The sequence below is a fragment of the Aquabacterium sp. genome (assembly GCF_016195855.1).
Lineage (GTDB): Bacteria > Pseudomonadota > Gammaproteobacteria > Burkholderiales > Burkholderiaceae_C > Aquabacterium.
Window position 1 is genome coordinate 66,353 of sequence record NZ_JACPYU010000020.1, and the last position, 25,973, is coordinate 92,325.

Annotated in this window: 27 protein-coding genes; 18 read left to right on the forward strand and 9 right to left on the reverse strand. The window is 64.7% G+C overall.

The window, feature by feature from the left end; genetic code table 11:
* Positions 1–37: 37 nt before the first annotated feature.
* The 9 genes from HY019_RS17130 (at position 38) to HY019_RS17170 (ending at position 8,736) form a co-directional block, all read left to right on the forward strand.
* A complete protein-coding gene (locus tag HY019_RS17130) occupies positions 38–1,756 on the forward strand; it encodes a nitrite reductase (protein ID WP_290694559.1) in 1,719 nt (572 codons plus the stop codon).
* Positions 1,757–1,781: 25 nt separating this feature from the next.
* Positions 1,782–2,093, forward strand: coding sequence for a c-type cytochrome (locus HY019_RS17135; RefSeq protein WP_290694674.1), 312 nt, complete (start codon positions 1,782–1,784; stop codon positions 2,091–2,093).
* 23 nt (positions 2,094–2,116) lie between these two features.
* The gene (locus tag HY019_RS17140; RefSeq protein ID WP_290694561.1) at positions 2,117–2,503 is read left to right on the forward strand and encodes a cytochrome c; all 387 of its coding nucleotides are present in this window, start codon (positions 2,117–2,119) and stop codon (positions 2,501–2,503) included.
* A gap of 38 nt (positions 2,504–2,541) precedes the next feature.
* Complete coding sequence (locus HY019_RS17145) at positions 2,542–3,693, forward strand: cytochrome D1 domain-containing protein (protein WP_290694675.1); 1,152 nt, start codon at positions 2,542–2,544, stop codon at positions 3,691–3,693.
* Between the two features lies 1 nt (position 3,694).
* The gene (locus HY019_RS17150; RefSeq protein ID WP_290694563.1) at positions 3,695–4,732 is read left to right on the forward strand and encodes an Lrp/AsnC family transcriptional regulator; all 1,038 of its coding nucleotides are present in this window, start codon (positions 3,695–3,697) and stop codon (positions 4,730–4,732) included.
* A complete protein-coding gene (locus HY019_RS17155; protein WP_290694565.1) occupies positions 4,716–5,276 on the forward strand; it encodes an AsnC family transcriptional regulator in 561 nt (186 codons plus the stop codon). Before HY019_RS17150 ends, HY019_RS17155 begins: the two co-directional genes overlap by 17 nt.
* Positions 5,263–5,745 (forward strand): Lrp/AsnC family transcriptional regulator, encoded by a 483-nt coding sequence (locus tag HY019_RS17160; protein WP_290672126.1) that lies wholly within the window; start codon positions 5,263–5,265, stop codon positions 5,743–5,745. The genes HY019_RS17155 and HY019_RS17160 overlap by 14 nt, the downstream gene beginning before the upstream one ends.
* A 20-nt stretch (positions 5,746–5,765) precedes the next feature.
* On the forward strand, positions 5,766–7,031 hold the full coding sequence (nirJ, locus tag HY019_RS17165; RefSeq protein ID WP_290694567.1) for a heme d1 biosynthesis radical SAM protein NirJ: 1,266 nt from the start codon (positions 5,766–5,768) through the stop codon (positions 7,029–7,031).
* Between the two features lie 76 nt (positions 7,032–7,107).
* Complete coding sequence (locus HY019_RS17170) at positions 7,108–8,736, forward strand: nitrite reductase (protein WP_290694676.1); 1,629 nt, start codon at positions 7,108–7,110, stop codon at positions 8,734–8,736.
* Positions 8,737–8,766: 30 nt separating this feature from the next.
* Here the strand turns inward: HY019_RS17170 and hmpA are convergent, their stop codons facing one another.
* A complete protein-coding gene (gene hmpA / locus HY019_RS17175) occupies positions 8,767–9,978 on the reverse strand; it encodes an NO-inducible flavohemoprotein (protein ID WP_290694569.1) in 1,212 nt (403 codons plus the stop codon).
* A gap of 172 nt (positions 9,979–10,150) precedes the next feature.
* Between hmpA and HY019_RS17180 the strand changes: the two genes are divergently transcribed.
* From HY019_RS17180 to HY019_RS17195, 4 genes are read left to right on the forward strand one after another with little or no spacing between them, the layout of a single operon-like run.
* The gene (locus HY019_RS17180; protein ID WP_290694571.1) at positions 10,151–12,193 is read left to right on the forward strand and encodes a ribonucleoside triphosphate reductase; all 2,043 of its coding nucleotides are present in this window, start codon (positions 10,151–10,153) and stop codon (positions 12,191–12,193) included.
* 49 nt (positions 12,194–12,242) lie between these two features.
* Entirely contained in the window at positions 12,243–12,419 is a 177-nt protein-coding gene (gene nrdD, locus HY019_RS17185; RefSeq protein WP_290694677.1) for an anaerobic ribonucleoside-triphosphate reductase, read from the forward strand.
* Complete coding sequence (locus HY019_RS17190; RefSeq protein WP_290694573.1) at positions 12,413–13,105, forward strand: anaerobic ribonucleoside-triphosphate reductase activating protein; 693 nt, start codon at positions 12,413–12,415, stop codon at positions 13,103–13,105. The genes nrdD and HY019_RS17190 overlap by 7 nt, the downstream gene beginning before the upstream one ends.
* 30 nt (positions 13,106–13,135) lie before the next feature.
* Positions 13,136–13,540: a ribonucleotide reductase subunit alpha gene (locus tag HY019_RS17195; RefSeq protein ID WP_290672114.1), complete on the forward strand. Its 405-nt coding sequence runs from the start codon at positions 13,136–13,138 to the stop codon at positions 13,538–13,540.
* Positions 13,541–13,552: 12 nt separating this feature from the next.
* On the opposite strand, the gene HY019_RS17200 is transcribed toward HY019_RS17195, so the two are convergent.
* From HY019_RS17200 to HY019_RS17220, 5 genes are read right to left on the reverse strand one after another with little or no spacing between them, the layout of a single operon-like run.
* Positions 13,553–14,791 carry an NnrS family protein gene (locus tag HY019_RS17200; protein ID WP_290694575.1) on the reverse strand — a complete coding sequence of 413 codons (1,239 nt, stop codon included), beginning with the start codon at positions 14,789–14,791 and terminating at the stop codon, positions 13,553–13,555.
* Positions 14,778–15,239, reverse strand: a complete 462-nt coding sequence (locus HY019_RS17205; RefSeq protein WP_290694577.1) for an SCP2 sterol-binding domain-containing protein — start codon at positions 15,237–15,239, stop codon at positions 14,778–14,780. Before HY019_RS17205 ends, HY019_RS17200 begins: the two co-directional genes overlap by 14 nt.
* A complete protein-coding gene (locus tag HY019_RS17210; protein WP_290694579.1) occupies positions 15,236–16,132 on the reverse strand; it encodes a U32 family peptidase in 897 nt (298 codons plus the stop codon). Before HY019_RS17210 ends, HY019_RS17205 begins: the two co-directional genes overlap by 4 nt.
* 25 nt (positions 16,133–16,157) lie before the next feature.
* Positions 16,158–17,171: a peptidase U32 family protein gene (locus tag HY019_RS17215; RefSeq protein WP_290694581.1), complete on the reverse strand. Its 1,014-nt coding sequence runs from the start codon at positions 17,169–17,171 to the stop codon at positions 16,158–16,160.
* A 40-nt stretch (positions 17,172–17,211) separates the two neighbouring features.
* Positions 17,212–17,910, reverse strand: coding sequence for a Crp/Fnr family transcriptional regulator (locus HY019_RS17220; RefSeq protein WP_290694582.1), 699 nt, complete (start codon positions 17,908–17,910; stop codon positions 17,212–17,214).
* A 250-nt stretch (positions 17,911–18,160) separates the two neighbouring features.
* Here HY019_RS17220 and HY019_RS17225 point away from each other — a divergent pair, with 250 nt between their 5' ends.
* The 5 genes from HY019_RS17225 to HY019_RS17245 all read left to right on the forward strand — a co-directional run bounded on the left by HY019_RS17225 (position 18,161) and on the right by HY019_RS17245 (position 22,275).
* Positions 18,161–18,496, forward strand: a complete 336-nt coding sequence (locus HY019_RS17225; RefSeq protein WP_290694583.1) for a metal-sulfur cluster assembly factor — start codon at positions 18,161–18,163, stop codon at positions 18,494–18,496.
* A gap of 22 nt (positions 18,497–18,518) precedes the next feature.
* Complete coding sequence (locus HY019_RS17230; protein WP_290694584.1) at positions 18,519–19,595, forward strand: hypothetical protein; 1,077 nt, start codon at positions 18,519–18,521, stop codon at positions 19,593–19,595.
* Between the two features lie 11 nt (positions 19,596–19,606).
* Positions 19,607–20,116: a putative zinc-binding protein gene (locus HY019_RS17235; RefSeq protein ID WP_290694585.1), complete on the forward strand. Its 510-nt coding sequence runs from the start codon at positions 19,607–19,609 to the stop codon at positions 20,114–20,116.
* Between the two features lie 122 nt (positions 20,117–20,238).
* Positions 20,239–21,807: a methyl-accepting chemotaxis protein gene (locus HY019_RS17240; protein WP_290694587.1), complete on the forward strand. Its 1,569-nt coding sequence runs from the start codon at positions 20,239–20,241 to the stop codon at positions 21,805–21,807.
* Between the two features lie 9 nt (positions 21,808–21,816).
* Positions 21,817–22,275, forward strand: coding sequence for a bacteriohemerythrin (locus tag HY019_RS17245; RefSeq protein ID WP_290694589.1), 459 nt, complete (start codon positions 21,817–21,819; stop codon positions 22,273–22,275).
* Here the strand turns inward: HY019_RS17245 and HY019_RS17250 are convergent.
* Genes HY019_RS17250 through HY019_RS17260 form a run of 3 tightly spaced genes read right to left on the reverse strand, consistent with a single transcriptional unit; the run spans position 22,260 to position 25,973 of the window.
* Positions 22,260–24,176: a VWA domain-containing protein gene (locus HY019_RS17250; RefSeq protein ID WP_290694591.1), complete on the reverse strand. Its 1,917-nt coding sequence runs from the start codon at positions 24,174–24,176 to the stop codon at positions 22,260–22,262. The two genes, HY019_RS17245 and HY019_RS17250, sit on opposite strands and share 16 nt — an antisense overlap.
* Positions 24,176–25,174, reverse strand: coding sequence for a 4Fe-4S binding protein (locus tag HY019_RS17255; protein ID WP_290694592.1), 999 nt, complete (start codon positions 25,172–25,174; stop codon positions 24,176–24,178). The genes HY019_RS17250 and HY019_RS17255 overlap by 1 nt, the downstream gene beginning before the upstream one ends.
* A complete protein-coding gene (locus HY019_RS17260) occupies positions 25,152–25,973 on the reverse strand; it encodes a CbbQ/NirQ/NorQ/GpvN family protein (protein ID WP_290694594.1) in 822 nt (273 codons plus the stop codon). Before HY019_RS17260 ends, HY019_RS17255 begins: the two co-directional genes overlap by 23 nt.

Consider the following 25,973-nt stretch of genomic DNA (forward strand, 5'->3'; position numbering starts at 1 on the left):
GTTGTCCGCCGGCCCCATCGATACTGGAGAAACCAAGATGAACACTCCGCGCATGGCCAGACTGGCTGCCGCCTTGACGGTGGCACTGGCATTCGGGGCCCAGGCTGAAGATGTCAAAAAGCCCTCGCAGCCTGAAATCAACTACCAGGCAGGCACATCGCCTCTGGCCACCGAGCCGATGTACCAGAGCAGCAACCCCAAGGCCCCGCCCATGACGCAGGCGGAGTTCGACAAGGCGCGCAAGATCTACTTCGAACGCTGTGCAGGTTGCCACGGCGTGTTGCGCAAGGGCGCCACCGGCAAGCCCCTGACGCCGGACATCACCCTCAGCAAGGGCACTGACTACCTCAAGGTCTTCATTGCTTACGGCTCGCCGGCCGGCATGCCCAACTGGATGACTTCGGGCGAAATGAGCGAAGCCGATGTCGACCTGATGGCCCGCTACATCCAGCAAGACCCTCCGACACCGCCCGAGTTCGGCATGGAGCAGATGAAGTCGACCTGGAAGGTCATCGTTCCGCCCGAAAAGCGCCCCACCAAGAAGCTGAACAACTACAACATTGCCAACATCTTCTCGACCACGCTGCGTGACAGCGGCGAGGTCGCGCTGATCGACGGTGACACCAAGCAGATCATCAACATCGTCAAGACCGGCTATGCGGTGCACATCTCGCGCCTGTCGGCCTCGGGGCGCTACCTGTTCGTGATCGGCCGTGACGCCAAGATCAACATGATCGACCTGTGGATGGAAAAGCCCGACAACGTGGCCGAAATCCGCGTGGGCCTGGAAGCCCGCTCGGTCGACACCTCCAAGTACAAGGGCTATGAAGACAAGCTGGCGATCGCCGGCAGCTACTGGCCACCCCAGTACACCATCATGAAGGGCGACACCCTGGAGCCACTCAAGATCGTGTCCACCCGCGGCATGACGGTTGACAAACAGGAGTACCACCCCGAGCCCCGCGTGGCCTCGATCGTGGCCTCGCACTTCAAGCCCGAGTTCGTGGTCAACGTGAAGGAAACCGGCAAGACCCTGCTGGTGGACTACTCCGACATCAACGCCCTGAAGACCACCGAAATCGGCACCGCCCGCTTCCTGCATGACGGCGGCCTGGACTCAACACAGCGCTACTTCATGGTGGCGGCCAACCAGAGCAACAAGATTGCCGCGGTGGACCTCAAGGAAGGCAAGCTGGCCGCGTTGATCGACGTGGGCAAGATCCCTCACCCGGGTCGTGGCGCCAACTTCATCCACTCGAAGTTTGGCCCGGTGTGGTCTACCGGCCATCTGGGTGACGACAGCATCTCGTTGATCGGCACCGACCCGGTTCACCACAAGGCTCAGGCCTGGAAGGTCGTTGAGACCATCAAGAGCCAGGGCGGCGGTTCGCTCTTCATCAAGAGCCACCCGAAGTCCACGCACTTGTATGTGGACAACCCGCTGAACCCTGATCCCGCCATCTCGCGAAGCGTGGCCGTGTACGACATCAAGAACCTGACCAAGGGCTTCACGGTCCTGCCGATCGCCGAATGGACCGGCATCAAGGACGGTGGCGCCATGCGCGTGGTCCAGCCTGAGTACAACAAGGCTGGCGACGAGGTCTGGTTTGCCGTGTGGTCGGCCAAGGACAAGCAATCGGCCATCGTCGTGGTCGACGACAAGACCCTCAAGCTCAAGGCCGTCATCAAGGACCCACGTCTGATCACCCCGACCGGCCACTTCAACGTGTTCAACACCCAGCACGACATCTATTGATCACAGCAGAAGGAAGCACATCATGATCAAACACATCCTGATTCTGAGCGCCCTGGCGCTGGCTGCTGGCAGCAGCATGGCCACTGTGGATGAAGCCATGAACAAGGCAGGCTGCATGGCCTGCCACGCCAAGGACAAGAAGGTGGTCGGCCCCGCCTTCAAGGACATCGCCGCCAAGTACAAAGGCGACAAGGAAGCGTCCACCAAGCTGACCGAGAAGGTACGCAAGGGTGGCTCAGGCGTGTGGGGTCCCATCCCCATGCCGCCCAACCCCGCAGAGAAGATCAACGACGCCGACCTCAAAGGCGCCGTGGATCAGATCCTGAAGACGCAATAAGCGGATCATCAGCGGCAAACACCATGCGGCCCACCAGCCATGCCTCATTCAGACCTGGATGGGTGGCCGCATGCCGACAAGCCACCGTGGGGGCGCTGTGCCTGCTGGCTGGTGGCGCGTGGTCTCAAGCGACGGACCTCGCACCACCGCCAGCAAGGCAACAGGCCCTTGTTCACATCGTCAGACAGGACTGTGGCTCTTGCCATGGCATGCGCCTCAAAGGCGGCCTCGGCCCTGCACTGACGCCCGAAGCCCTGGCAGAACGCCCTGTACCCGCGCTGGTCGCGACGATCCTGCAAGGCCGCACCGGCACGCCGATGCCCGGCTGGCAGGGCATGCTCGATGAACAAGATGCCCGCTGGATTGCCCAGCAACTCCTGCGCGGCTTTCCTGAGGTGAAACAGCCTTGACCTCCACCCTGCGCCTGCCCCTGAGCCTGCTCTTCGCCTTGAGCCTGTCACTCATCCTGGCGGCTTGCGCCAGCACGCCAGCCCCCGTCGGCACGGGTGATCTTGGTGTCGTGATCGAGCGGGCCAACGGCACGGTGGCCGTGGTCAACACCAGCTCACAAACCGTGTTGGGAGACATCCCGGGCCTGGGTGATCTGTCCCACGCCTCGGTCGTGTTCTCGCGCGATGGCGCCCATGCCTATGTATTTGGCCGCGACGGCGCACTCACCAAGCTCAACATCCTCACCCGCCAGATCGAAGCCCGCACCCAACAGGCCGGCAACAGCATCGGCGGGGCGATCTCGCAAGACGGCCGCCTGGTGGCCGCACAGAACTACGAGCCCGGTGGCGTCAAGGTGTTCGACGCCCAGACCCTGGCCCTGGTGGCCGATATCCCCGCCGAATACGAAGCCGGCAAGCTGTCCCGCGTGGTGGGCCTGGCCGACCTGCCCGGACACCGCTTCATCTTCTCGCTGTTCGATGCCGATCAGATCTGGATCGCCGACCTCAGCACACCGCAAAAGCCGGCCCTGCAGAAATTCACGCAGATCGGCCATCAACCCTATGACGCGCTGGTGACGCCAGACGGCCGCTACTACATCGCCGGCCTGTTTGGTGAAGATGGCCTCGCCCTCATCGACCTGTGGGCACCCCAGCCCCAGGCGCGCCGCATCCTGCAAGGTTATGGCCGTGGCCAGCAGCCCTTGCCCGTCTACAAGATGCCCCACCTGCGTGGCTGGGCTGTGGCCGGGCGGCAAGCCTGGTTGCCCGCCATCGGCCGCCATGAAGTCCTGATCGTGGACACGGACACCTGGCAAGAGGTGGGCCGCATCCCTGTGGCGGGCCAGCCCGTGTTCGTGATGGCCCGCCCCGATGGCCGCCAGGTCTGGGTCAACTTTGCCGTACCCGATTACCACCGCGTTCAGGTCATCGACACGCAATCGCGCCAGATCGTACAGACACTGGAGCCTGGCAAGGCCGTGCTGCACATGGAGTTCACGCCGCGCGGCGAGGCCGTGTGGATCTCCTCGCGAGACGCCAACCTGGTGTCCGTCATCGACACACAGACCTTGCAGACGCTCACCACGCTGAGCCTGCCTTCACCCAGCGGCATCTTCTTCACCAGCCGCGCAGCACGCATGGGGTTTTGACATGAACCTGTCCGACCGTCCCGCTCTGGATCAGTTGCTGCTCAACGACTGGCAGCGCGACTTCCCCCTGTCCGAGACCCCGTTTGCCGGCGTGGCCCTGCGCTGCGGCAGCGACGAAACCACGGTCCTGGCCACCTACCGCCGCCTGCTCAAGGAAGGCAGCGTCAGCCGCATTGGCGGCATCTGGGGGGCCGGTGTCGGTGGCGCGGCCATGTTGTGCGCCCTCTCGGTGCCCGAGGCCCAGCTCGCCCGCGTGGCCGAGCGGGTCAACGCCATTGAGGGCGTCAACCACAACTACGAACGCGAGCACGACTACAACCTGTGGTTCGTCATCACCGGCCGCGACCGCGACACCGTGCACGCCCAGGTCAACCACCTGGAAGACGCCACCGGGCTCAAGGCACTGCGCCTGCCCATGGTGCGGCCCTACCGCATCGACCTGGGCTTCGACCTGCGCCAGACCCAAACCGTGCCCCACCCCGGCGAAGCCCATCCTGCACAGCGCCAGCGCGGCACCCCCGTGGCCGTGGCAGACGAGCGCCTGGCTGCGCTGGTGGAAGAAGGCCTGCCCATCATGTCGCGTCCCTACGATGCCTGGGCCGAAGCCCTGGGCTGGTCCACCGAACGCATCCGCCAGACCCTGACCCGCTGGCTGGCGCAAGGCACGCTGCGCCGCTTTGGCGTGGTCGTGCGCCACCACGATCTGGGCATCAGCGCCAATGCCATGACCGTGCTGGACGTGCCCAACGAGCTGGTTGATGCCGCTGGTGCCCGCTTGGCCGCACAGCCCGGCGTGACCCTGTGCTACCGGCGCGAACGCCACCGTGACTGGTCCTACAACCTCTACTTCATGGTGCACGGGCAAGACCGCGCCGCCGTGAATGCGCTCATCGCACACGCCATCAGCCAGGCGGGGTTGGGCGACTACCCCTGCCAGACTTTGTTCAGCGGCACCCGTTTCAAGCAGACCGGTGGCCGCTACTTCCGAGCCCTTGCCAACACGGCACCCAGCGAGGCCGCCCATGAACAAGCCGCTTGACCCATCCCGACTCGACGGCCTGCCCAGCGCATGGCTGGACCATGTCGATGCCCAGCTGATCGACCGGCTGCATGGCGGCCTGCCTCTGACCGAGCGCCCGTATGCCGACGTTGCCTCCGACCTGGGCCTGACGGAGGACGACGTGCTGCAGCGACTGCAGCGCCTGCTCGACACCGGCTTGCTCACCCGCTTTGGGCCGCTGTTCCAGATCGAACGCGCGGGTGGCCAGTTCCTGCTGGCCGCCATGGCCGTGCCTGAGGCCGACTTCGACCGCGTGGCCGAGCAGGTCAACGCCCTGCCCGCCGTGGCCCACAACTACCGGCGCACGCACCAGCTCAATATGTGGTTCGTGATCGCCGGCGAGACACCCGATCAGGTCAAGCAGACCTGCCAACAGATCGAAGCCCAAACCGGCCTGCGTGTGTTCGCCTTCCCCAAAGAGCGCGAGTTCTTCGTGGAACTGCGCCTGAGCGCCCAGGCCGCCTTGGCCAAGCGCGAACGCGCGGGCCAGACCAGCCAAGGGGTGCCCCATGTCACTCACTGATTTTGACCGCCGCCTCATCACGGCCACGCAAGGCGGCCTGCCGCTCGTGCCCCGCCCCTACGCCCAGGTCGCGGCGCAATTGGGCGTGCCCGAAGCCATCGTGCGGGAGCGCCTGGCCGGCATGCTCGATGAAGGCCTGATTCGCCGCATCGGGGCCGTGCCCAACCACTACAAGCTGGGCTACACCGCCAACGGCATGACCGTGTGGGATGTGGACGATGCCCTGGTGGACGAGCTCGGCGCCAAGATCGGCGCCCTGCCCACCGTGTCGCACTGCTACCGCCGCCCCCGCGCCCTGCCCGAGTGGCCCTACAACCTGTTTGCCATGGTGCATGGCCACAGCCGCGCGGAAGTCGAGCGCGAAGCGGGCCGCATCCATTGCCTGCTGGCCGATGCCTGCAAGGGTTTCGACATCCTCTACAGCACGGCCATTCTGAAAAAGACCGGCCTGCGTCTGCAAGCCGCCTGAGCCCCTACCAGGAGCCCCTCATGTTTCGCATCTCCCAATACCTGCGTGAAGTGGTTCAGGCTGAACAACAAGGCAGTTACCCGTTGGCGCGCCACGGCCACACGCCCCCGGGGCCCGTCGTCATCTGGAACCTGACCCGCCGCTGCAACCTCACCTGCAAGCACTGCTACGCACTGTCTGCCGACCACGACTACCCCGGTGAGTTGAGCACTGACGAGGTTTTCTCGGTCATGGACGACCTGCGGGGCTACCGCGTGCCCGTGCTGATCCTGTCCGGTGGGGAGCCCTTGCTCAGGCCGGACCTGTTCGAGATCGCCGCGCGCGCACGCGACAAGGGCTTTTATGTTGCCCTGTCCACCAACGGCACGCTGATCGACGAGCCCATGGCCGAGCGCATTGCCCAGGCCGGCTTCGAGTACGTGGGCATCAGCCTGGACGGCCTGCGTGAGACGCACGACAAGTTCCGCCGGCTGGAGGGCGCCTTTGACGCCTCGCTGAACGCCTTGCGCCTGCTCAAGGCCCGCGACGTCAAGCTCGGCCTGCGCTTCACGATGACGGCCATGAACGCGCATGACCTGCCCGCGCTGCTGCAACTCATGCGCGACGAAGGCATTGCCAAGTTCTATTTCTCGCACCTGAACTACGCCGGGCGCGGCAACATCCACCGCGCCAAAGACGCCCACTTCAGCGCCACCCGCGATGCGCTGGACCTGCTGTTCGCCACCGCCTGGAAGGCCGCCCTGGAGGGCCGCGACGAGGAATACGTGACCGGCAACAACGATGCCGATGCTCCCTATATGCTGGCCTGGCTGCGCCAGCACATGCCCCAGTGGGCACCGGCCCTGCGCGAGCGCCTGCGCGCCTGGGGTGGCAATGCCTCGGGCCTGCACATTGCCAACATCGACAACCTGGGCGACGTGCACCCCGACACCATGTGGTGGCACCACAGCCTGGGCAATGTGCGCCAGCGCCCCTTCTCACAAATCTGGTCCGATACCAGCGAGCCCTTGATGGCTGGCCTCAAGACCCAGCCCCGCCCAGTTCAAGGCCGCTGCGCCAGCTGCGTCCACCTGGACCTGTGCGGTGGCAACACCCGCGTGCGCGCCGAGCAGGTCACCGGCAACCCCTGGGCTGAAGACCCGGGCTGCTACCTCGATGACAGCGAGATCGGCCTGCAAGCCAACGCGGCTACCGCCCGCGTGGCCGTGACGCCGTTCAGCAGCCCTAAAGGCACAAGAGATCCCAAGGGCCGCCGCGTGCCCATCCCCATCACGTCCGAAACCTGAAAGCCGCTCGCGCATGAACACCGACGTCATCTGGCGCGTACTGCTCGCCGCCGCCATGCTCCTGATGGGCTGGGACATGAGCCGGGCCGCCGAGCCCACACCTGCCTCCGTTCCTGCACTAGCTCCCGCCCCCCACCTGTTCAAGCAGCATTGCGCCAGCTGCCATGGCGAGCAACGCACCGGTGGCATGGGCCCCGCCCTGCTGCCCGAAAGCCTGGAGCGCCTGCGCAAGGCCGAGGCGATCAATGTCATCGGCCAGGGTCGCCCTGCCACCCAGATGCCGGCTTTTGGCAGCACCTTGAGCGAAGAGCAGATCACCCAGCTGGCCAGCTGGATCTACACCCCGGTTCTGCCTGCACCCGTCTGGCGCGATGAAGACATCCGCGCCTCGCGCACCGAGACCACACCCGCGCCACAAGCCCAGGCCAAACCCCAAGCCAAACCAATCTGGCAAGCCGACCCGCTCAACCTCTTCGTGGTGGTGGAAGGTGGCGACCACCACGTCTCCATCGTGGATGGCGACAAGCTCGAAGTCATCCACCGCTTTGCCAGTCGCTATGCCTTGCACGGCGGGCCCAAGTTCTCACCCGATGGCCGCTTCGTGTACTTTGGCTCGCGTGATGGCTGGATCACCAAGTACGACCTCTACACCCTGCAGGTGGTGGCAGAGGTGCGTGCCGGGCTGAACATGCGCAATGTGGCGGTCTCTGGCGACGGCCGCTGGGTGCTGGCCGGCAACTACCTGCCCGGCAACGTCGTGCTGTTCGATGCCGACCTCCAGCTCGTGCGCATCTACCCCGCCACCAGCCTGGACGGCAAGCAGACGTCGCGTGTGTCCGCCGTGTACGACGCCGCACCCCGCCAGAGCTTCATCGTCGCGCTCAAGGACCTGCCCGAGTTGTGGGAGATCTCGTACAACCCCAAGGCCGAGCCCATCCACGATGGTTATGTGCACGACTTCCGCATGGGCGAGGCCATCGCCAAGAACGGCTACCTGGGTGTGCGCCGCACGCCCTTGAGCCAGCCGCTGGACGACTTCTTTTTCGACCCGCCCTACAAGCACGTGATCGGCGCGGGCCGCCCGGCTGCGATCAAGCCCGTCGCGGCAGCCAGCAGCGCTTCGGGCCCAGCCTCAGCCGCGTCAGCCGCCTCCAGCCCCGCAGACGAGCCACCCAGCGCCCAGGTCATCAACCTGGATGCCCGCCAGCGCGTGGCCACCCTGCCCCTGCCCGGCATGCCGCACCTGGGATCGGGCATCAGCTTCCAGTACAAGGGCCAAACCGTGCTGGCCACACCCAATCTGCAACAAGGCCTCATCAGCGTCATCGACATGAAGACCTGGCAGGTCATCAAGCAGATCCCCACACCAGGCCCGGGCTTCTTCATGCGCAGCCACGAGCAGTCCCGCTACCTGTGGACGGACTCGATGATGTCACCATCGGCCAAACACATCCTCACCGTGATCGACAAGACCACGCTGGAGCCCGTGGCCCAGGTCAAGGCACCCGAAGGCCAGACCCTGGCGCACATCGAGTTCACCCGCGATGGCCGCTATGCCTTGGCCAGCCTGTGGGAAATGAACGGCGCGCTGATCGTGTACGACGCCGCGACCTTGAAAGAAGTCAAGCGCCTGCCCATGAGCAAGCCCGTGGGCAAGTACAACGTGTTCAACAAGATCACGCGCTCGGAAGGCACCTCGCACTGAGGTGCCCTTCTCCATCACATCTCGATCACATCAAACGCCGCCCGTGCCAAACACCTCGGCGTGGATGCGCTCAGCGGGCACCTTCAGGGCCTTCAAGGCAGCCATTTGCGCCTGCATGAAGGGCTTGGGGCCGCACACGTAAAAGTCCGCCTCGCCGCTGGGCAACACGTCCTGCAGGCGTGACAGCTCGATGCGGCCCACCTCGTGTGGATGGGCCTGGTCCTCTTCACGCGGGAACTCGTAATGCACCCTGGTCTTGACCCGCGGGTTGGACGCCGCCACCTTGGCCACATGCTCGCGGAAGGCGTGCACACCACCATGTCGGCACGCATGGATGAAACGCACTTCGCGCTTGGGTGCGCTTTTGACCAACTCTTCCAGCATCGACACCATGGGCGTGAGGCCCACGCCGGCACTGATCAGCACGACCGGGCTCTCGCGGTCCTGATGCAGCACGAAGTCACCCATGGGCGGCGCCACCTCGATCACGTCGCCCTCCTTCACGCTGGCATGCAATAGGTTGGACACCATGCCTTGCGGGCGAGCCGCGGCCTCGTCCCCGCTTTCGCGTTTGACCGAGATGCGCAAGGCCTGCCCGCCCGGCGCCGCAGACAAGCTGTACTGGCGCGGCTGGCTGTAGCCCAGCGCAGGCACGAACAGCTTCACCGACACATACTGACCAGGCCGATAGCCCGGCACCTCGCCGCCATCGGCAGGCACCAGGTAGAAGGACGTGATCTCCTCGCTCTCGACCTGTTTGCGCTCGACACGGAAGTTGCGCCAGCCGCTCCAACCGCCTTGCACCTGAGCGGCCTGCGCATACAACTTGGCTTCGATGCCGATCAGCACATCGGCCAACTGCCCATAAGCCGCGCCCCAGGCGTCGATCAACTCGTCCGTCGCCAGCGCGCCCAACACCTCGCGGATGGACGCCAGCAAGTGGCGCCCCACGATGCCGTAATGCTCCGCACGGATGCCCAGGCTCACATGCTTGTTGGCGATCAACTCCAGCACGGGCATCAGCACGCCGGGGTTGTCAATGTGCTGTGCGTAGGCGGCCACGGCCATGGCCAGGGCCTGCTGCTGGCTGCCCTCACGCTGGTGGCCTTGGTTGAAGATGGCCTTGAGCTCGGGGTTGTGCTCGAACATGCGGGCATAGAAATGACGCGTCAATGCCACGCCTTGCTCCTTGAGCAGGGCCGCCGTGCCTTTGACAAGTTCGCGATGGGTCTGGGTCAACATGCAAATCCTTGAGGTGGTTCAATTTCAATAACATTCATTCTAAATGAATGTTTAAGACGCGCGAAATCCTGAGGGCGGATTGACCAGGGTCAACCGTAAGGTCATTCAAGATCGGAACACTACCCGTAGCGTTTTGAAGACCAATCAAACACTACATCTAGTAGGAGCCCGCATGTCAGACACCCCTATCTCTTCGACGGAGACCTGCGCGGTCGCCGTGATCAAACGCAATGGCGCCACGGCCAGCTTCCACCTCGACAAGATCGCCCGAGCCATTGAAAGCGCCGGCCAGGCCACCGGCGAATTCGACGCCACGCGCGCGGTCGAGTTGGCCCGCATGGTCCGCCAGGCCCTGCAGCGCCGCGTGCCCACCGTCGAGCAGATCCAGGACCAGGTCGAACGCACCCTGATCGAGGCGGGCCACTTCCACACCGCCCGCGCCTACATCGTCTACCGCGAACAACGCAGCACCCTGCGCCGCGACAAGGCCTGCGCCGTGGATGTAGAGCGCTCGGTCAACGAATACCTCTCGCAGCAAGACTGGCGCGTCAACGCCAATGCCAACCAGGGCTACTCATTGGGTGGCCTCATCCTCAATGTCTCGGGCAAGGTGATCGCCAACTACTGGCTGGCCCACGTCTACCCCGCCGAGATCGGCCATGCGCACCGCGAGGCCGACATCCACATCCATGATCTGGACATGCTCTCGGGCTACTGCGCTGGCTGGTCGCTGCGCACCCTGCTGCATGAAGGGCTCAACGGTGTGCCCGGCAAGGTCGAAGCCGGCCCAGCCAAGCACCTGTCCAGCGCGGTTGGCCAGATCGTCAACTTCCTGGGCACCTTGCAGAACGAATGGGCCGGCGCCCAGGCCTTCAGCTCGTTCGACACCTACCTGGCGCCTTATGTGCGCAAGGACAGCCTCAGCTACGAGCAGGTGCGCCAGTGCATCCAGGAGCTGGTCTACAACCTCAACGTGCCCTCGCGCTGGGGCACGCAAACGCCCTTCACCAACCTGACCTTCGACTGGACCTGCCCTGAGGATCTCAAAGAACAAGTGCCCGTCGTCGCCGGCCAGGAAATGCCCTTCGCCTACGGTGACCTGCAAGTGGAGATGGACCTGATCAACCAGGCCTACATCGACGTGATGATGCGCGGCGACGCCAAAGGCCGCGCCTTCACCTTCCCCATCCCCACCTACAACATCACCAAGGACTTCGACTGGGATCACCCCAACACCGAGCGCCTGTTCGAGATGACGGCCAAGTACGGCCTGCCCTACTTCCAGAACTTCCTGAACTCGGACCTGCAGCCCAACATGATCCGATCCATGTGCTGCCGGCTGCAGCTGGACCTGCGCGAGCTGCTCAAGCGCGGCAACGGCCTGTTTGGCTCGGCCGAGCAAACCGGCTCGCTGGGCGTGGTGACCATCAACTGCGCGCGCCTGGGCTACCTGTACAGGGACGACGAAGCCGCCTTGCTGGCCCGCACCGACGAATTGATCGAGCTGGGCAAGAACAGCCTGGAGATCAAGCGCAAGGTCATCCAGCAGCACATGGACAACGGCCTGTTCCCCTACACCAAGCGCTACCTGGGCACGCTGCGCAACCACTTCTCCACGCTGGGTGTGAACGGCATCAACGAGATGATCCGCAACTTCACGGGGGACCTGGAAGACATCACCACCCCCTGGGGCGAGGCCTTTGCCCTGCGCTTCCTGGACCACATCCGCGCCCGCATCACGGACATCCAGGAAGAGACCGGCCACCTCTACAACCTGGAAGCCACCCCGGCGGAGGGCACCACCTACCGCTTCGCCAAGGAAGACCTCAAGCGCTTTGGCGACATCTTGCAGGCCGGCCCCAAGGACATGCCCTACTACACCAACTCCTCGCAACTGCCGGTGGGCTTCTGCGACGACCCATTTGAAGCACTGGAGCGCCAGGAGCCCTTGCAGGCCAAGTACACGGGTGGTACTGTTTTGCATCTGTACCTGGGTGAGCGCGTGTCATCGGCTCACGCCTGCAAGGAACTGGTCAAACGTGCCCTGACACGCTTCAGGCTGCCCTACATCACGATCACCCCGACCTTCTCGATCTGCCCTGTGCACGGCTACCTGTCTGGCGAACACGAGTTCTGCCCCAAGTGCGACGAAGAGGCCCTCGCCCGCAAGCGCCCCGAGCCGCAGCCAGCAGACGCCTGCTGCCCGCATCACTGATGCACGTTACGGACCACTTTCCCCACTCGACCAGGAGCAAACCGCCATGATGACCATTCGCCAACCCCAAAGCGGCCACCCCGTTCTCACTGACAGCGAACGCCAACGCTGCGAGATCTGGACCCGTGTGATGGGCTACCACCGCCCGGTATCGTCCTTCAACACCGGCAAGAAGGGCGAGTTCGCCGAACGGATCTACTTCAAGGAGACTTGCAAGCCATGTTGAAAGTTGGTGGCTTCACCCCCCTGAGCACCTCGGACTGGCCAGGCAACCTGGCCGCCGTGGTGTTCGTGCAGGGCTGCCCCTGGCGCTGCCACTATTGCCACAACGTCGATCTGCAAGGCCGCGAAGGCGGCATGCCTGCGGGCTGGCAGCACGTGATTGGCACACTGGCGCGCCGCAAAGGCCTGCTTGACGGGGTGGTGTTCAGCGGTGGCGAGCCCACGCTGGACCCCGAACTGGTGGACGCCATCGACACCGTGCGCAGCATGGGCTTCAAAGCCGGGCTGCACACGGCCGGCATCTACCCGGACAAGCTGGAAAAAGTCCTGCCCCTGCTGGACTGGGTCGGCTTTGACATCAAGGCCAACTTCGCCGACTACGAGGCCGTTACCGACATGCCGCGCAGCGGCCTGCCCGCGTGGCGCAGCCTGCAATCGGTGCTGCAGGCCGTCAAGCGCCAGAACCTGGGCCTGGAAATCCGCACCACCTACCACCCCGATCTGCACAGTGACGACCAGCTCGTGGCATTGGCAGACTCGCTCGTGCACCTGGGCATCCAGCATTGGGTGATCCAGCAATTCCGCCCCGCCCACACCCAGCACGCCGATCTGACCGCCACATGGGCACCACCCAGCGCACAGCTGATGCAACGCCTGCGCGACGCCGGATTGACGCTCGAACTTCGATAGACTGGCCGCCTCTTACCTGGCTTTCACACCATGCAGATCTCCACCTTTGACGACTTGCTCCAGGCCGCCCGCCAGCAACCCGACGCCCAGCGCTTGCTGCTGGTGTTTGCCGAGGCCACCCTGCCGGACAACGCCTCGCCCGAGCAACGCGCGGCCTTTGCGGCTGGCCACGGCGGCGAGCTGGCCCCTACCACCTGCGTCGACAAGACGCCTGAAGAGATCGGCAGCTTTGCCGCGCTGGTTCAGGAAGCGGCCCAGTTCAGCCCGCAATGGGTGATCGTGTTTGTCGCTGGCGCGGCAGGCATCGGCCCCAAGGCCCCCAGCAGCAAGGACGTCGAGCCCCATCTGCAAGGCATGGTCGAGGCCATCAAGGCTGGCCAGCTGGGCAGTTTCATCCCCTTCAACCGCGATGGCGATGCGGTCAACCTGAACTGATTCCAACTCGGATCAGCCTGGCCTGCCATCCACCCTGGGCAGGCCATACCAACGCCCATAGCGCAAAGCCCAGCCGCCCATCACGACCAGCCAGGCCGTGGCGCCCCCCAGCAGCAACCAGCCGGATTGCGCGGGCCACACGATGGCCGACAGGCGCAAGACCACGGCCACCTGCAAGCCCCAGAAGAGGCCCCAGGCCAGGTTGTCTGCCGTGAGCGTGCGGCCGCTGTGGCCACAACTGACCCGCGTGGCCATGGCCAGCAAGATGCTGCCCAGGAAACCCATGGTCAAGGCGTGCAGGGGCAAGAGGTTCCACAGCCCGTCACCCATGAGCTGCGCGACCGCGTCCAGGCACAGGGTCAGGCCCAGCCAGACGAAGCCGATGTGCAACATGGCCAGCAAGCGGATGCGCAGGCTTTGCACCAGGCCCCAGCGCACCGCCAGGCCCAGCACCAGCAAGCCGCCGGCAACAGAGCTGAAGGCCCGCAAGCTCGACAGGATCACGCCCTGCCAACCCAAGGCATCGGTCACCACCCACAGCCCTTGCAGCCCCACGAAGCTCAACAAGGTCCACAACAGCCAGTTGGGACGCCAGGCATCCAGGATGGGCAAGGCCGAGGCCGTGAAAAACGGGATCATGCGGTGGGCCACGCTCACGTACACCGGCACGATGAACAGCCACAGGCCCAACTGCGCGGCCAGGTGGATGACGCGGTAATCGTTCAAAGCCAGGCCGGCAGCCGCGGACAACATGGCCAGCACGCCCAAGGCACTGGCCACCGCAATCAGGCTGGCATGCAGCTTGTCCCGCGCCCGACTGCGCCGCAGCAGCCCGATGAAGCGCCCGGCCAGCATGGCCCAGCCACAGGTGGCCAGCAAGCCCCCCAAGGCCGACAGCAAATGGTGCAAATGCGCCCCACACAGCACCAGCACCCAGCCCGCACCTGTGGTCGCCACCGCAGGCAAGATGGCCCGGGCCGGCACATCGGGCATCTGCAGCCACTTCGGGCCAGCCGTGAACAAAAAGCCCGAGAAGAACAAGGGCAGGAAGCCCAGGCTCATCACCACGGCATGCACGAAGGTGGGAGGCAACGCCGTGGCCGGAGATGGCCACGCACCCGCGCGGGCCATGATCTCTGCCCACCACCACAAGGCCGCAGCCGCCATCACGCAGGCCGCCGTGAAAAAGCTCAGGCGATGCGGTGCGGCCAGCAAGGTCGAGAAGTGCCAGGCCGGCTTAGCGTCGGGCATGGGCTGCCCCGGCTTGAGCCGTCGTGGTACGCCCGAACGGCCAGCGGGGCGGCCCCACCGCATCCAGCGTGTTCTTCAGCAGCAAGCCGAACTCGGTGTCCCCCTCCATGACCATAAGCCGGTCAAAGAACAAGGTGTCAGGGTCGTCCTGCCCTTGAAGCAAACGCCAGTAGACCGGCGCACTCGCCCGCAACGTCAAGGTCGCAGGCTGGCCACCTGGCGCGGGCGCCAGCCCCTGCGGCTGAGCCATCAGGCGAAAGCTCAAGCCCAGGTCATCCACCTGCAGAACCACCACACGGCCGGACAGGGCCTGACGGGTTTCGCCATCGACCATGGGCCACCACAAGCGGTTGAGGGCCTGCGCCGCCACCATGGACGGGGGCCACACGGGCAACTGGCTCACCATGCTGCGCAGCCAGGTGGGAACGGGCAAAGGCGTGTGCTTCATGAGGTGACCCAATCCATGCCCGCGCGCCGAGGCTGGGCAAAACCATTCGACAAGGGCCCAGGCAGGCGCAAGGCTTGCAAGCTGGCAATGGCCTCGTCGGCCGATGCATCGTGGTTCATCACGGCATCGAACTGCCGCAAGACCTCGCCAAAATCCTGCGATGTGGGCGACAGGCGCAAACGCCCGACACCGGCGTCCAGCAAGGCCTGCTTGTGCCCCAAGAGGCAATGCACCGAGCCCGACTGCGTCTGGATGCCGTTGAGCGCCAGGAAGGGCTGCCCCTCGCGGGTGCGCAGCGTCAGGCCATCCGGGTCCTCCAGGCAACGGAAGGCGCAGGCGTCCTTTTGCAAATGGTGGTGCCGGGCCGTGAAGCAGCGTGCCGACAAGGCCAGCGGCATGCGCCCGAACGCAAACACCTCCGTCTGCACCGAGGCCCCACCCGCGTTGACCTGACCCACGGCGGGCAGCGACAGCTCCACCGGGGGCACCCAGCGCGTTGCGCCCAGGGAAAGGTACTCGGCCAGGGCGGGCGCGCTGTAGATGTTCACGTGCAGCCCGATGACCCAGGGCGTGTGGCCGGCCAGCATGCGCACGGCGGCCGCATCATTGGCCTCCAGCATGAAGTCGGCCTGCTCCACCCAGCGGCGCAGGCTGCGCAACTCGGCCTCGGTTTCCAGCAAGGCTTGTGTGCCGATGACGACCTCTTTGCCAGCCTGCTTGAGGTCTCGCGCCAGGTCCAGCCAGTCTTCGGGCTTCAACTCATGGCGGCGCGAACACACCACCTCACCCAGGCACACCGTGCGGGCGGGTGAGTCCGCCACATCCGCATAGAAGTCGGTCAGGGTCTGCCTGGGCCAGTAGTACTGCACCGGCCCCACGCTCAAATCGAACATCGCTGTCCTTATCGGGGCAAGCCCCTTATTGCCAGGGGCGTGAATAGGCGCCCAAGGTGTGTTGCTGCCCTTCGGCCAGGCGCCCCAGGGCGCTGGTCCAGGCGGGTTGCACGCTGAAACGATCAGGCTGGGCCATGCAGGCGTCAATGGCCTGCCGCCAGGTGCGGGTCACCTGCTCGACATAAGCCGCACTGCGCTGGCGCCCTTCGATCTTGATGGCCGACACGCCCGCCTTCGCCAGCTCGGGCAGGATGGCCAGCGTGTTGAGGCTAGTGGGCTCCTCCAGCGCATAGTCCACATCGCCATCGACATCAAAGCGGCCCTTGCAGAGCGTGGGGTAGCCACGCGGCTCATCGGCTGCGAACTGGTCGATCAGGATGCCGCCCAAGCGGGCATTGACCTTGTCACCTTCCGCATCCCACCTCACGGCCGATGGCGGCGAGCACACACCGGCGGTATTGGGTGCCTGCCCCGTGGCGTAAGACGACAGCGCACAACGCCCCTCCACCATCACGCACAGGCTGCCAAAGCCGAAGACCTCGATCTCGACATCGGTGTGGCGGATGACATGGGCCACTTGCGACATGGTCAGCACACGCGGTAACACAGCCCGCTGGATGCCATAGCGTTCGCGGTAAAAGCCGATGGCCTCATAGTTGGTGGCCGAGGCTTGCACAGACAGGTGCAGGCGCAAGGCGGGGTGGCGCCGCTGGCTGTAGGCCATCACCGCCGGGTCCGCCAGGATCACGGCATGCACGCCCATGTCGGCGGCCATGTCCACCGCGTCGAACCAGCGTTGGGGATTGTCGGCCTGCGCGTAGGTGTTCAGCGCCATCAGCACCTGCCGGCCTCGGTCGCGTGCATAACGCACGCCTTGCCTGGCCTGGCTCAGGTCGAAGTTCAAGCCCGCGAAGTTGCGGGCATTGGTCGCATCTTTCAGGCCCATGTAGACCGCATCGGCGCCGGCGTCCACCGCCATTTGCAATGCACGCAGGGAGCCGGCCGGGCAAACCAGGTCCGGCCGTCTTGGGGTGTTCATGTGCTGCCTTTGTTGACTGCAGGTGAGTTACGGGAGGTATTTACTGAAGGTGATAGCGCGACAAGCCCTGCACATCCAGGATGCGGATGTCACGGCGGTCAATGGTGATGTAGCCACCGTCTTCCAACTCGCGCAACACGCGCGAGAAATACTCGGGGGTCAATGACAGCAGCGAAGCGATTGTCGCCTTGCTCACGGGCAAGGACACGGTCGTGGTCTGCCCGGGCAGCACGTCTTCCAGGCATTGGTCGCGCAGCAGGTAGCCGATCACCCGCTGGATGCCAGAGTGCAAAGCGGCCGACTCGACATCCTGCACCAGGCCATGCAGACGCCTGGAGATACCGGCCAGCATGCGCAAGGCAAACCGCGTATCGTGCGCGATCTCGTCCATCACCGCCTGCTTCTTGACCGTCAGGATCAGGCTGTCACACAAGGACTGGGCGTTCACGATGTAGGGCTTGCCCGTGAACATCAGCGCCTCGGCAAACGAGTTGCCCGGGCTGATGATCTCGATGACTTTTTCATGACCACTGGGTGACAAGGCATACAGCTTGACCTGCCCGCCCATCACCACGTGAAAACCGTCGCAGACCTCACCGACGCGGAAGATCTCGTCGCCGCGCTCGCAACGCCTGAGCACGGCCGACTCGGCAATGCGCCCCAACTCCGCAGGGCGCATCTCATGGAACAAAGGCAAGACAGACAGATAACTGGGGATGTCCAGACTCGTGGGATGCATGTAATGGACTCCTGCTTGATCAACGATTGGCGGGAATTCTGGAAACACGCAGCCTCCGTGGATTTGCGCTAGCGCAAAGTCCACCAGTCGACCGATACGGGCTTGTGGCGCCCTAGTTCGAAAGGAGTAGGCCCATCGAATGACGCCAAGGAAAAACCACTTGACACACCGCAACCGCCCTGACTAACTCGACCAAAAGGCTTTTTTTATTTTTTAACATGACTGCCTGGCGCGCACAACGGGTTTCTTCATGACTGACAGCAGCAACATCCCATTCACCGGCGAGGACATCTGGCGCGAGTCCATCACCAAGGCCTTGCGCCACGTGGTTGACCCCGAGGTGTCCCTGTCCATCGTGGATGTCGGGCTGATCTATGGCGTGGACGTGACACAGGCAAAGGTGCATGTGCGCATGACCATGACCTCGGCCGCCTGCCCCGTGACCGACATGCTGATCGACGAGGTGCAAGCCGAGCTGGAGCAGATCCTGCCCATGGAGACAGCCATCGAGGTTGAACTGGTGTGGGAGCCCCCCTGGACGCCCGAGCGCATGAGCGCCAACGCACGACGCATCATGCACTGGTGAGGGCCGGATGCGCAGCAGTTCCATGTTGACCTGGGCTCGCCCCGCCATGATCGCGCTGGTGGCTTTCAGCCTGCTCACCGGCATCGCTGGGGGTTTGATGCGGGCCGGCGTGCCCGTCATCGGGTGGCTGCCAGCGAACTGGGTGCTGCCCGCGGCCAGCCTGCACGCTGCCTTGATGGTCTGTGGCTTTCTGGGCACAGTCATCGGCATTGAACGCGCTGTGGCGCTGCATGCGCCGTGGGCCTTCCTGGCGCCACTGGCTTCGGCACTGGGCGGTATCTGCCTGATGTCAGGGCAGGCTTCACTGGGCGTGCTGCTGATGATGCTGGCCGGCGTGGTGTTCGTGCTGGTCAATGTGTTCATCGTAGGCAGGCAGGGTGCGCTCCACACCTGGCTGCTGCTGGTGTCGGCCCTGATCTGGCTGCTGGGCAATGTGCGCTTCGCCCACCATGGCCTGGCCAACGACACGCTGCTGGCGTGGCTGGGCTTTCTGGTGCTGACCATCGCCGCCGAACGGCTGGAGATGACCCGCCTGATGCGGGTGCGTGCCTGGTCACGCCCTTTGCTGGGCGTGTGCCTGGCATTGCTGCTGGCCGGCATCATCCTGGCCGAATGGCAAGACCATGTCGCCCTGTTGTTGTGGGGCATGGGGCTGGTGGCCTTGTCAGGCTGGCTGATCAGCTTTGACATCGCCCGCCACACGATCAAGACGGAGGGGCTGAGCCGCTACATGGCCGCCTGCCTGCTGCCGGGCTACATCTGGCTGGGCGTATCCGGCCTGTGCTGGGTGGGCATGAGCATGGGGCTGGCCACACGCGACGCGGCCCTGCATGCGCTCGGCCTGGGCTTCATCGTCAGCATGGTGATGGGGCACGCGCCGGTCATCCTGCCTGCCGTGGCACGCGTCAAGCTGCACTTCGATGCACGCTTTTACCTGCCTCTGGCGCTGCTGCATGTCTCTGTCCTTTGGCGTCTTCTGGCCGGCCACAACAATGCAACCTGGCTGGCCATGGGCAGCACGCTCAATGCCGTGGCCATCGCGGTCTTTGCCTTGACCGTGGTCAGCGCCGCGTGGTCCTGGCGCCAACGCCACCCCTGAAGGAGTTCTCCATGCCCCGAGACACCGCGCACCTCACCCTGGTCTACGCCTGCTCCGGCTGCTCCAGCGCGGCCCAGTTGGCCAACCATCTGGCGGTCAGGCTGGACAGAGAGGGCGATGCCGAGATGTCCTGCATTGCCGGTATCGGTGGCCGTGTGCCCAGCCTGGTGCGCAAGCTGCAAGACGCCGTGCAGCAGGGCAGGCCGATCCTGGCGATTGACGGCTGTGCGCTGAGTTGCGTGAAGGCCTCGCTGGCACAGCACCAGGTCAAGGCCACGGTGCACCTGCAGCTGGGTCAGCAAGGGGTGAACAAAGCCTACCACGCCGACTTCGACAAGGCGCAGGCCGAGGCCCTGCTCCAGCAGGTGAAAGCACAGGCCCAATCGATGAACGAATTGCATGCACAAGCGAACGACGCGCCAACGGGTGGTGGCTGCGGCGGCAGCGGCTCATGCCGTTGCGCGGGCGAACGGCAAGTTGAGGCAGATCAAGTTCAAGGCCAGGCCTCGCCTCAAGTGTGACGTACGCCCTGCCCCTACCCTCATTGGGGTCAGCCATCGCACCGATCATGCCTGCCATGGCGCACCAACACGGCGCGCATCAGGGGCTCGCCCCGCAGAACATGATCCAACGAGGCACACAAGTGAAACGCGTTTCTTTGAGCATCGGGCAGCGACTTGCCCTTGGTTTTGGCCTTCTGCTGGCCATGCTGGCCCTGGCAACCCTGATTGCCGCACATCAGTTCAACGGCATCAGCCGCATCAACGAACGCATCATCGAGCAGGACTGGCGCAAGGCGGAAGCAGCCAACTTGATCAATGCCACCACGCGTACCAACGCGAGGCTGACCATGGCCTTGCTCATCACGGACGATGCAGCTCAGATCAGCAAGATCAACCGGTCGATTGACCAGAACAAGCGCCTGATCGATGAGGCCATGGCCACCCTGGACCACCTGGTCTACCTGTCCGAAGGCCGCGCCCTGCTGGCGGACATCAAAGGCAAGCGCCAGCACTTCGTGGCTTCGTTCACGAAGGTACGCAAGCTGGTGGCCGATGGCCAGCGCGATCAGGCTACCGCGGTGATGAACACTGAAACGCTGGCGGCCATTGATGATTTGCAGGCCCCCATCGCCGCGCTGAGCGAATTGCAAAAAAAGATCGTCACCGATGGCAATGCCGAGGCCCAGGCCCGTATTCAACAGGCGCAGACCCTGATGTACACGCTGGCCGTGTTGGGCGTATTGGCAGGCGTGGTCGCGGCCAAGGTGATCTCGCGCTCCATCACGCGGCCTTTGAACCAGGCCGTTGACCTCGCACAGCGCGTGGCGGCCGGCGACCTGAGCTCACATGTCGACGTGCAAGGGCACGATGAGCTGGCCCACTTGCTGCGCGCCTTGCAGGACATGAACGGCAGCCTCACCCAGATCGTCAGCCACGTGCGCCAGGGCTCCGACACCATCTCCACGGCCACCAGCGAGATCGCCAGCGGCAACCTGGACCTGTCCCAACGCACTGAAGAGCAAGCCAGCTCGCTGCAGGAGATTGCCGCCTCGCTGGAGCAACTCACCGCCACCGTGCAGCAAAATATGGAAAGCGGGCGCTACGCCAACCAGATTGCCTCGTCGGCGGCCGATGTGGCGCTCAAGGGCGGTGGGGTCGTGTCACAGGTCGTGCACACCATGGAGGCCATCAACGACTCGTCCAGCAAGATTGCCGACATCATTGGCCTGATCGATGGCATTGCCTTCCAGACCAACATCCTGGCGCTCAATGCCGCGGTCGAGGCCGCAAGGGCCGGCGAACAAGGGCGCGGATTCGCCGTGGTGGCATCCGAGGTCCGCAGCCTGGCGGGCCGCTCGGCAGAGGCCGCCAAGGAGATCAAGTCCCTGATCGAGACATCGGTGGGCAATGTGCAGCAAGGTTGCCGCCTGGTCGAGCAGGCCGGCAGCACCATGGACGAGATCGTGGTCAGCGTGCGCCGCGTGGCCGACATCATGGGTGACCTCACCGAGGCCGCGCAGGATCAGTCCGCCGGCATCAGCCAGATCAGCCAGGCCATGGGGCAGATGGACCAGGTCACGCAAGGCAATGCCGCCTTGGTCGAGCAGGCTGCAGCAGCAGCCCAGTCCCTGGAACATCAGGCCAGGTCACTGGTTGAGTCCGTGAACGTCTTCAAACTGGAAGATGCCCGACTGCTTCAAGCAGCATGAGGAGCCAAGATGGCGTATTTCGAATGGGCCGATGACCTCGTGATCGACCAAGGTCTGATCGACCAGGATCACCGGCATCTGATCGAGCTGGTCAACACCTTGCACACGGCCACCAGCCAAGGCTGCGGGCAGGAGGTCGTTGGCCGCCTGCTCCAGGCCCTGACGGCCTACACCCAGGAGCACTTCCAGCGGGAGGAGCAGGTCATGGCCTCTGTTCACTTCCCGCATCTGGCCGGCCACCAGCAGCTTCACCGCCAGTTCATGGCCGATCTGGCGGCATTGCAAAGCCGCTACGAGATGGGCAGCATCGCCACGGCGGCCCAACTCTCATCGCTGCTGCGGGACTGGCTGTCCCTGCACATCCGTCGATCGGACCGCAAATTGCGCGAGTACCTCCTGCCACGCAGCCGGCAAGACCGCGTGGTGGGCGGCGTTGTAGGTGATTGCACAGCCTACCTGGACAACTGACCCACGATCTGCGTGAGTCGCGCGATCAGCTCCTGAGGCTTGTGGACCAACGCATAGCCCTGCTGACCAAAGAGATAGGGCAAGTAGTCGGCCGCCTGCTCATCAATGGTGATGCAGAACGGATGCAGCCCTGCCGCCCGCGCCGCCTGCACGGCATGGCGGGTGTCCTCCAGGCCAAAGCGGCCTTCGTAGTGGTCCAGGTCGTTGGGCTTGCCGTCCGTGAGCAGCAGCAACAGCCTTTGCTTTTCGGTCCTCAGGGACAGTTGCCTGGTGGCGAAGCGAACCGCCGCGCCCATGCGGGTGTAGTAACCAGGCTTGATGGCCCCCACCCTGTCACGCGTGGCCTGCCCCCAGGGCTCGTTGAAACGCTTGAGCGCATGCACCCGCACGTTGTGGCGCTTGACCGAACTGAAGCCCAGCATCTCGAACGGGTCGCCCAGCCCTTCCATGGCCTGCCCGAACACATAGAGCGCATCACGGATCACGTCGATGACGCGTGCATCCTGCGACGCCCACGCATCGGTGGACAAGGACAGGTCGGCCAGCAACAAGGTGGCCAGGCTGCGCTCGCTGCGCTGTGGGCGGGCGAACACGCGAGGCTCGCTCAAGGTGGCCAAGTCGCCCCCATCTGAACGAGACTCGGCCTGCCAGCGCACCCAGGCATCCATGTCCAGCCGCTCGCCGCTGGTGTGCCCGCCCTGCCAACGTGGCATGGCACGCAGGCTCTCCAGCCGCCGGCGCATACGTGAAGCTGTGGTGCGCAGGCTCGCAGGCACTTGCCAGGGCTCTACCACCGTGGGCATGAGCAATTGCACGGCGCAATGGTCCGGCAGAAGGCTGGCCTTGCGGTGGTCCCACTCAGGCAACAGGATGCCTTGGGCGATCACCTGGTCATCCGCCGCAGCGCTGGGCAAGTCCAGATCGAAACGCACACGCGAGGCCAGCGTCTGCCCGCCAGGCGCCACGGACAAGGTGTCCATGTCATTGGCAATTTGTTTGGCGTCTTCAACAGGGTCGTCATCGGTCTGGCGGTTGACGCGCACGAACTCCGTCCACGACAGCAAGGACTCCGCGCGAAAGAACATCATCAAGGCATGACGTTCATGAGACTCGGTCGTCTGCTTGGCGCGCCGCCGGGTCCCATCGGTGGGCTTGGGCGCTTGCTCGCCCTGGCCGTCTCTGGCCTGCTCCTCGCGAGCGCGCGCCTGCATGGCCGCCTGCGCCAGCGACACATCCACCCACAGGCAGACGGGTGCGACTTCCTCTGAGCGCACGGCGGGGGCGGCGTCCACAGGGGCGTTGCTGGTGCCCTCACTGACAAGCGTCTGCCCGATAGACTGCCTGAGCGCCGATTGCACAGCACGCTCGCAAACGGCCTGGCGCCCCTTCAGGCCATCAGGGTTGGGGCGTTGTGCCAGGTGCTGCTCGACCAGGCGGTGATAGCGCGCCCGCCAGCCAGGATACTGGGCCAACAGCGCGGAGGTGGCCTGCAGATTGCCCTGGATCCAACTTGTGCTGACTGGCTCTTCACAGGGCGCTTCACACGCCGCCAGCTGCAAACGCATGGCGCCTTGCCCTGCCAGCCACAGGTACAGCGCCCGATTGAGCTCAGTCTGCTCGAAGATGGCCAGAACCGGCGGCAGGGCCAGGGTCTCGGCATCCAGCGTGGGCGTTGCAAAACGCTCGCCATTGCCGGCGATCTTCTGCATCAGGCCACGCGGCCCAGCGTGCCGTCGCTCAGAGGCCGAAGCCAGGCGCCATTGCGGCAAGCCGCCCATGGCCCGAAAGACCACAGCCAGTTGCCCGCTCATGTCCTCCAGGCGCACGGCGGCCTGCGGATACTGGCGGTCTGCCAGCCGCGTGACGATGCAGTGCCACCATTGACCAACCCACTCTTCCATCAGCACACCTCCTTGCTGGCCTGTTTGACCTGTGCAGCCTGTTCGGCCTGTTCGGCCTTCCTCTGCCTCAAGGTTTCGCGCACCGCATCCACCCCCACGGCCCAATTCAGCACCGGGCTGCGATCCTGAGCACCTTGGGAGCGATCACACTGGCTCAGGCATTGGCCGCACTGCACGCACGAAAACATCATGCGCTTGATGTCACGCGGGTGCAGGCGCATGGGACAGGCGTTGTCGCAGGCCGAGCCCAGCGGCGCGTCGCAGCTTCGGCACTCGCGCGCCCGTTCGCGCCGGAAGGACACCACCATGCCTTTGGGGTTGGCCATCCAGACCAGGCTCTGGAACAGGCCCACCGCGCAGCCGAACCGGCAGAACAAGTGCCGGGCCAACACGAACTCGGCCGTGAAGACCACGGTACCGATCCACAGAAAGCGGGCCTCGCCCGGTGTCAACCCACCATGCAGCAGATGCGACCAGATCCGCAGCGGCGGCAAGAGGTAGCTCAGCAAGGTGATCGCCCAGGTGAAGCCCAGCGCCAGGCTGAGGGCGAGAAACACAGGCCACCAGGCCTTGCGGGGCTGGATGAACGCGCCCACGCTGTTGCGCCGTCGGGTCACATGCTTGTCCCACAGGCTGAACTTGCCGATCGCGCGGTGCAGCGCCTTGTTGAGCAGCTCCACCGCAGAAAAGTGCGGGCACAACCAGCCGCAATACAGGCGCCCGTAGCGCCACGCCACGGTGAAAAACACCCCCACGACCAGCGCAATGGGCAAGAGGCCGCGCCACAACAGGCTGAGCCCCGCTTGCGTGGCCGAGATCTCACCCCTCATCAGTGCGTCAATGCCCAGTGACCACTTGAAGCCCAGCACCCACAACTGGGTCTGTGTCAGGTCAAACCGGAACAGGTTGAGCACCGGGGCCAGCAGAAAAAAGACAAAGAAGCCCACCTGCCAGCGCAGCCGCCGGCTTTGCAGCTCAGGGGCTGTCAAAGACGCCACGGACAATCTCCATCAGGGCTGCCGCGGTATCGGTGTCATCGGTCAGTGCGTCAACCACGGCTGCGCGGCAGGCCATGTCGACGTCCATGCCTGCGGAGATCAGGCGAGCGGCCATGACCAGCAGACGCGTGCTCGCGGTTTCTTCCAGATCATGGTCCGTCACACGCCGCAGGGCTTGCGCCAGCCTGACCAGGCCCGCGGCCACATCGGCATTGACGCCTGATTCGCTGCGCACGATGTCCTGCTCGACCGCGCTTTGCGGGTAGCCGAACGACAAGGCCACGAAGCGCTGACGCGTGCTGGGCTTGAGCGCCTTGAGCAGGTTCTGGTAGCCGGGGTTGTAGGACACCACCAGCATGAATTCAGGCGGGGCGATCAGCAACTCGCCTGTCCGCTCGATGGGCAGCACGCGCCGGTCATCGGCCAGCGGGTGCATGACCACGGTCGTGTCCTTGCGGGCCTCGACCACTTCGTCCAGATAGCAGATCGCGCCTTCGCGCACAGCACGCGCCAAAGGGCCATCCTGCCAGACGGTATTGCCCTGCCCGATCAGGTGCCGGCCGACGAGATCGGCCGCACTCAGGTCATCATGGCAGGACACGGTAATGAGTGGCCGCCCCAGACGGGCAGCCATGTGTTCAACAAAACGGGTTTTGCCACAACCCGTCGGCCCCTTGATCAGCAAAGGCAGCTGGCAGCGCCAGGCGTGCTCGAACAGCGCGCATTCCTGCGCCTGAGGGATGTAGTGGGGCACACCACCGGGTGCGCCCGCCAGTTGCCTGGCACTGAGCATGTCCAT

What these genes read in the sequence shown, in the direction of transcription:
- HY019_RS17130 (WP_290694559.1), top strand. Translation starts at nt 38, where the DNA reads ATGAACACTCCGCGCATGGCCAGACTGGCTGCCGCCTTGACGGTGGCA.
- HY019_RS17140 (WP_290694561.1), top strand. Translation starts at nt 2,117, where the DNA reads ATGCGGCCCACCAGCCATGCCTCATTCAGACCTGGATGGGTGGCCGCA.
- HY019_RS17150 (WP_290694563.1), top strand. Translation starts at nt 3,695, where the DNA reads ATGAACCTGTCCGACCGTCCCGCTCTGGATCAGTTGCTGCTCAACGAC.
- HY019_RS17155 (WP_290694565.1), top strand. Translation starts at nt 4,716, where the DNA reads ATGAACAAGCCGCTTGACCCATCCCGACTCGACGGCCTGCCCAGCGCA.
- HY019_RS17160 (WP_290672126.1), top strand. Translation starts at nt 5,263, where the DNA reads ATGTCACTCACTGATTTTGACCGCCGCCTCATCACGGCCACGCAAGGC.
- nirJ (WP_290694567.1), top strand. Translation starts at nt 5,766, where the DNA reads ATGTTTCGCATCTCCCAATACCTGCGTGAAGTGGTTCAGGCTGAACAA.
- HY019_RS17170 (WP_290694676.1), top strand. Translation starts at nt 7,108, where the DNA reads ATGAGCCGGGCCGCCGAGCCCACACCTGCCTCCGTTCCTGCACTAGCT.
- hmpA (WP_290694569.1), bottom strand. Translation starts at nt 9,978, where the DNA reads ATGTTGACCCAGACCCATCGCGAACTTGTCAAAGGCACGGCGGCCCTG.
- HY019_RS17180 (WP_290694571.1), top strand. Translation starts at nt 10,151, where the DNA reads ATGTCAGACACCCCTATCTCTTCGACGGAGACCTGCGCGGTCGCCGTG.
- nrdD (WP_290694677.1), top strand. Translation starts at nt 12,243, where the DNA reads ATGACCATTCGCCAACCCCAAAGCGGCCACCCCGTTCTCACTGACAGC.
- HY019_RS17190 (WP_290694573.1), top strand. Translation starts at nt 12,413, where the DNA reads ATGTTGAAAGTTGGTGGCTTCACCCCCCTGAGCACCTCGGACTGGCCA.
- HY019_RS17195 (WP_290672114.1), top strand. Translation starts at nt 13,136, where the DNA reads ATGCAGATCTCCACCTTTGACGACTTGCTCCAGGCCGCCCGCCAGCAA.
- HY019_RS17200 (WP_290694575.1), bottom strand. Translation starts at nt 14,791, where the DNA reads ATGCCCGACGCTAAGCCGGCCTGGCACTTCTCGACCTTGCTGGCCGCA.
- HY019_RS17205 (WP_290694577.1), bottom strand. Translation starts at nt 15,239, where the DNA reads ATGAAGCACACGCCTTTGCCCGTTCCCACCTGGCTGCGCAGCATGGTG.
- HY019_RS17210 (WP_290694579.1), bottom strand. Translation starts at nt 16,132, where the DNA reads ATGTTCGATTTGAGCGTGGGGCCGGTGCAGTACTACTGGCCCAGGCAG.
- HY019_RS17215 (WP_290694581.1), bottom strand. Translation starts at nt 17,171, where the DNA reads ATGAACACCCCAAGACGGCCGGACCTGGTTTGCCCGGCCGGCTCCCTG.
- HY019_RS17220 (WP_290694582.1), bottom strand. Translation starts at nt 17,910, where the DNA reads ATGCATCCCACGAGTCTGGACATCCCCAGTTATCTGTCTGTCTTGCCT.
- HY019_RS17225 (WP_290694583.1), top strand. Translation starts at nt 18,161, where the DNA reads ATGACTGACAGCAGCAACATCCCATTCACCGGCGAGGACATCTGGCGC.
- HY019_RS17230 (WP_290694584.1), top strand. Translation starts at nt 18,519, where the DNA reads ATGTTGACCTGGGCTCGCCCCGCCATGATCGCGCTGGTGGCTTTCAGC.
- HY019_RS17235 (WP_290694585.1), top strand. Translation starts at nt 19,607, where the DNA reads ATGCCCCGAGACACCGCGCACCTCACCCTGGTCTACGCCTGCTCCGGC.
- HY019_RS17245 (WP_290694589.1), top strand. Translation starts at nt 21,817, where the DNA reads ATGGCGTATTTCGAATGGGCCGATGACCTCGTGATCGACCAAGGTCTG.
- HY019_RS17250 (WP_290694591.1), bottom strand. Translation starts at nt 24,176, where the DNA reads ATGGAAGAGTGGGTTGGTCAATGGTGGCACTGCATCGTCACGCGGCTG.
- HY019_RS17260 (WP_290694594.1), bottom strand. Translation starts at nt 25,973, where the DNA reads ATGGACATGCTCAGTGCCAGGCAACTGGCGGGCGCACCCGGTGGTGTG.